At 68.9% G+C, this 5,322-nt stretch carries 4 protein-coding genes; 1 reads left to right on the top strand and 3 read right to left on the bottom strand.

Features of this window, described 5'->3' with window-relative positions; genetic code table 11:
* Positions 1 to 347: 347 nt before the first annotated feature.
* The 3 genes from AB0M65_RS37315 to menD form a co-directional block, all read right to left on the bottom strand.
* Positions 348 to 791 (bottom strand): DUF3592 domain-containing protein, encoded by a 444-nt coding sequence (locus AB0M65_RS37315; protein WP_364039050.1) that lies wholly within the window; start codon positions 789 to 791, stop codon positions 348 to 350.
* Positions 792 to 813: 22 nt separating this feature from the next.
* Complete coding sequence (locus tag AB0M65_RS37310) at positions 814 to 2,334, bottom strand: M1 family metallopeptidase (protein ID WP_364039047.1); 1,521 nt, start codon at positions 2,332 to 2,334, stop codon at positions 814 to 816.
* 155 nt (positions 2,335 to 2,489) lie between these two features.
* Positions 2,490 to 4,166: a 2-succinyl-5-enolpyruvyl-6-hydroxy-3-cyclohexene-1-carboxylic-acid synthase gene (gene menD / locus AB0M65_RS37305; protein WP_364039044.1), complete on the bottom strand. Its 1,677-nt coding sequence runs from the start codon at positions 4,164 to 4,166 to the stop codon at positions 2,490 to 2,492.
* 57 nt (positions 4,167 to 4,223) lie between these two features.
* On the opposite strand from menD, the gene AB0M65_RS37300 reads away from it, so the two are divergent.
* Entirely contained in the window at positions 4,224 to 5,147 is a 924-nt protein-coding gene (locus AB0M65_RS37300) for a 1,4-dihydroxy-2-naphthoyl-CoA synthase (RefSeq protein ID WP_364039041.1), read from the top strand.
* Positions 5,148 to 5,322 lie beyond the last annotated feature (175 nt).

Here is a 5,322-nt window from a genome sequence, read left to right as displayed (position 1 = left end):
GTACGCCTTCCCGCACGCGAGTTCCCTCTCCAAGCACGCGAGTTCCGCCCTCCAGCACGCAAGTTCCGCCCTCCAGCACGCGAGTTCCGCCCTCCAGCACGCGAGTTCCCCCTCCAAGCACGCGTGTCCCGCCTCCAAGCACGCAAGTCCCGGCTCCAAGCACGCAAGTTCCGCGTTTGGCCACGCGTGTTCGCCGGTTCCGCACAGCAAGCTCGCGTGACTGATCCGGACGGCTCACGTGCTTGAAGGCGTAACTCGCGTGCTGGAAGGCGTAACTCACGTGCTTGAGCACGTAACTCGCGTGCTTGAAGGGGGAACACGCGTGCTGGAGGGCGGGACTCGCGTGATCAGGCGGGCAGCTCGGCCCGCGACCGGGTGTTCAGCCGCCGGATCCACCACAGCAGCGGCCCGGCGACCAGCCAGGTGAAGAAGATCATGCTGCCCAGCGGCAGCAGCGTGGTGGCCGCCGACCGTCCGGCCACCCGCGCGAGTTCCGGGTCGCCGACGTCGTACTCGATGTTCACCAGCTGCCCGGCGGCCAGCCCTGCCGGGTAGAGGACGCCGTTGGCCGGGCTGTGCACGATGCCGTCCGGGGTGGCGTAGTTGATGATCGTCCGGTCGAAGGTCACCGACTCGACCTGCGCCGTCGCCTGGCCCAGTTCCGCTTCGATCGAGCTGTCGTTGCGGATGGCGGCGAACGCCAGCGAGACACAGAGGACGGTCACGAGTGAGGCGACAACGAGGGCGGCATACCACCCGATGCGCCTCACCCGCTCCGCTTTGGCCGTCACGCCGCGAGCGTAGCGCTACCCATCAGTGGGCGTGTCGCTCGCCGAGCAATTCGTGGGTCGCCTTGATCTTCGAGTACGACTTCGGCTCGACAGGCGCCGCAGCGGCCCGAAGTGCCGAAACCGGGGTCCCGTTAGGACTCACCGAGGGCTTGCCCTTGGTGTAGAGCCAGGTCTGGAACAGGTCGTACAGCGGCTTGCCCGAGATCTTCTCCGCCAGCGCGATGAATTCCGGGATCACCGCCGGCTTGTGCGACTTCACCTGCTGCCAGGTCTTCAGGATCCGGAAGAACGTGTCGTCACCCACAGCCTTGCGCAACGCGTGCACGGCGAGCGCGCCGCGGTCGTAGACGGCCGCGTCGAACTGGTTCTCCTCGCCCGGGTCGGCGGGCAGGACCTGCCAGAACGGGTCCTCGGCCGACGCCGAGTCGTAGATGTACTGCGCGAGTTCGTCGGCCGTGCCCTCGCCGGTCTCCTCCGACCACAGGAACTCCGCGTAGGACGCGAAGCCCTCGTTCAGCCAGATGTCGCTCCACTTGCCGAGCGTGACGTTGTCGCCAAACCACTGGTGCGCCTGCTCGTGCGCGACGACCGAAGTGTTCGAGCCGGAGCGGAACGCACGGGCGCCGTACACCGGCCGCGTCTGGTTCTCCAGCGCGAAGGTGATGCCGGTGGTGACGACGCCGCCCTGCGCCTCGAACGGGTAAGGCCCGAACTTCGAGGCGAGGAACTCGGTGATCTCCGGCGTCCGCTCGACGCTGGTCTTCGCCGCGCCGAGCGATTCGCCGAGGTCGGCGCCGTAAGCGGTGATGAACGGCTTGCCGTCCGGCGTGGTCTGCTCGTTCACCTCGAACTTGCCGACCTCCAGCGACGTCAGGTACGGCGCCTGCGGCTTGGTGCTGCGCCAGTTCCAGCGCGTCCAGCCGGGCCGCTGCACCGTCTTGCGCACGAGCGTCCCGTTCGACAGCGCGGCGACGTCGTTCGGGACCTCGACCGAGATGTCGTAGGTGGCCAGGTCGGTCGGGTGGTCGTTGGACGGGAACCACCAGGCCGCGCTCTGCGGCTCGTCGACGGCCAGCGCGCCGTCCGGGGTCTTCTTCCAGGCGGTGATGCCGTCGATCTTCACCTTCGACGGCGTGTCCGCGTAGGCCACGACGACGGTCGCCGTCTGGCCCTTCTTCAGCGGCGTGGCCGGCGTGACGCTCAGCTCGCCGGTGCCGTCGGTCGACGTCGCGAACCGCGCGGGCCGGTTGTTGACCCGGACGCTCGACACCTTCAGGCCGAAGTCGAGGTTGAACCGCGAGAGGTCCTGTGTCGCGGTCAGCAGGATCGTCGTGGCCCCGGACAGCAGGTCGGTCGAGGGCGCGTAGGTCAGTCTGAGGTCGTAGTGCCCGACGTCGTAGCCGCCGTTGCCCGCATGCGGGTAGTACGGGTCACCGATGCCGATCGAGCCGGGCGCGGGTGCGGCGGCCGCGGTGCCCACGAGCAGCACCGAGACGACGCCCGCGGTCAAACCGGCGAAGCCGGCGCGAGTGTTCAAACGCATTGCGAATCCCTCCCAGGATTTGTCACCGCGCTCGAACGTAGCCAGGTGATCACCGGAGAGACACGCCCAAAGGAAGGGTTCCTACCCCTGGACTGAGACCAAAAACTCCATCCATGCCCCCGCCCTCAACGGACGTGCTTCGCACGCGAGTCAATTCAGACAGCCCGCACAGCCGACGACACCGCCGTACGGAGGCGCACGTGCAGTTCGCGGTGGCGCGTCCGGTCCACTCGGACCTCCACCACGCGAAGACCGGGAGCGGGCTTCAGCGCGGCACGGAACTCGGTGAGCGTCTCGGCGACGACATGCGGGACGCGATAGCCCGCGCACAGCGCGCCGAGATCGGCGCCATGTGGCGTGCCGAAGACGCGCTCGAAGCTGGCGTTGTGCTCGGGCGCGCCCTGCTCCAGCAGGGAGAAGATGCCGCCGCCGTCGTCGTTGAGCACCACGATCGTCAGATCAGGGCGCTGCTCCGCGGGCCCGGTCAGCAGGCCACTCGCGTCGTGCAGGAACGTCAGGTCGCCGAGCAAGGCGTACGAATGTCCCCTGTGGACGGTCGCGGCGCCGATCGCGGTCGAGACCATGCCGTCGATACCGGCGACACCGCGGTTGCGGTGCACCAGCACGTCCGGCCGCAGCCGTCCGGCGAGCGCGACGTCGCGGGTCGGGTTGGACGAGCCGACGACCAGGAGCGACCCCTCCGGGACCGCGTCGATCAGCTCGGAGGCCAGGCGCAGGCCGCTCGGCCACGGTTCCGTCGCCAGCGCCTCGGCGACCGCCGCCGACGCGGCCTTGTCCGCGCGCTGCCAGCTCGCGAGCCACTCCGGGTCGGCGGGTTTGGTCGGTTCGTCGAACCACTGCCCGACCTGGCGGACGTTATGCGCGGGCGCGGGCCAGTCCGAATCGGGCCGGACCAGCAGCACCTCGACTTCGGGATCGGACAGGATCCGCTGGACCTGGCGGAACACCGTCGGACGGCCGATGCACAGCACCTGCTCGGGCTTGTGCCGCGAGATGAACTCCTCGACGCCGAGCAGCCACGCGCCGGACGAGATCGCCGTCGCACCGGCCAGCCCGATGCCGCCGGTCTCCGAAACCACCGGCCAGCCATGCAGTTCGGCCCATTCGCTGGCGGCCTGGACGCCGGTGTCGCACGCGATGACCAGGCCCGTACGAGCCGAGGGCACCACGAACGAGGGAAGCGCGCCGAAGTCGGGAAGCTCCGTCCAGCGAGCGCCGTCGGGACGCCCTTCGAGTGACTCGTACCACTCACCGTCATCGTCGATGTCCGGCACGAGTGGCTCGCGGAACGGAATGTTCAGGTGCACCGGCCCGCAGCGCCACTCGCCGTAAGCGGCGTTCCAGGCGCGGCAGATCTGGCTGCGCCAGTACGAGTTCTGCCCGGCGCGGCGTTCGGCGACGGCCAGCTCGTCGAAGTAGCGGATGGCGTTGCCGTAAAGGTGGTGCTGGTCGATGACCTGGCTCGCACCGGCGGCCCGCAGCTCGGGCGGGCGGTCGGCGGTCAGCACGATCAGCGGGACACCCGCGCGGTCGGCCTCCAGGACGGCGGGGTGGAAGTTCGCGGCCGCGGTACCCGAGGTGCACAGCACGGCGACCGGGCGTCCGGTGCGCGCGGCGATGCCGAGGGCGAGGAAGGCGGCGCCGCGTTCGTCGATGCGGACGTGCAGCTGGAGGCGTCCGGCCGCCGCCGCGTCGTACAGCGCGATCGACAGCGGGGCGTTGCGGGAGCCGGGGCAGAGCACGACGTGGGAGACGGTGTTGCGAACGAGTTCGTCGACGATGACCCTGGCCTGCGCGGTGGAAGGATTCACCGGCAGACCTCGGGTTTCACACTACGACTCACGGCCACACGTCCTATTCTCCCAAACGTGGATGACGCCCAGGTTTCCGAGCTGTTCGACCCCGCCTCGTGGACGGAAGTCGAAGGTTTCGACTTCACCGACATCACCTATCACCGCTCCTCTGAGAGCCGCTCAGGCAAACGCGTCGTGCGTATCGCGTTCGACCGTCCCGAGGTCCGCAACGCCTTCCGGCCGCATACCGTCGACGAGCTGTACCGTGCGCTCGACCACGCGCGGATGAGCTCGGACGTCGGCTGCGTCCTGCTCACCGGCAACGGCCCGTCGCCGAAGGACGGCGGCTGGGCGTTCTGTTCCGGTGGTGACCAGCGTATTCGCGGACGCTCCGGGTATCAGTACGCGGATGGGGAGACCTCGGACACGATCGACCCGGCGAGGGCAGGGCGACTGCACATCCTGGAGGTCCAGCGGCTGATCCGGTTCATGCCGAAGGTGGTCATCGCCGTGGTCCCGGGGTGGGCGGCGGGTGGCGGGCACTCGCTGCACGTGGTGTGCGACCTCACGCTCGCTTCGGCCGAGCACGCGCGGTTCAAGCAGACCGACGCCGACGTCGGCTCCTTCGACGGCGGCTACGGCTCGGCGTATCTGGCCAAGCAGGTCGGGCAGAAGTTCGCGCGGGAGATCTTCTTCCTCGGCCGCGAGTACACGGCCGAGCAGATGCGGGCGATGGGCGCGGTCAACTCCGCCGTCCCGCACGCGGACCTGGAGGCCGAAGCGCTGGAGTGGGCGTGGGCGATCAACGGCAAGTCGCCGACGGCGCAGCGGATGCTGAAGTACGCGTTCAACCTCACCGACGACGGCCTCGTCGGCCAGCAGCTCTTCGCCGGCGAGACCACGCGGCTCGCGTACATGCAGGACGAGGCCGTCGAGGGCCGCGACTCCTTCTTGGAGAAGCGAGCCCCCGACTGGTCAGCCTTCCCCTACTACTACTGACCCCCGCGCTGCCCCCCGGAGCGCGTTTAGCCCGCTAAACGCGCTCCGGTCGCTATCCCTGCCCGACCTGCGTTTAGCGGGGGACTGTAACGCGAACGGTGTTTCCGGCCGTGGTTGTCAGTAGGTCTCAGCTCCCGGCCAGCGGTCACTGAAGGTGATCGAGAACGCGTTCAAC

Source organism: Amycolatopsis sp. NPDC051071, from assembly GCF_040682875.1.
GTDB lineage: Bacteria > Actinomycetota > Actinomycetes > Mycobacteriales > Pseudonocardiaceae > Amycolatopsis.
This window is presented reverse-complemented; position numbering and strand designations above follow the sequence as displayed.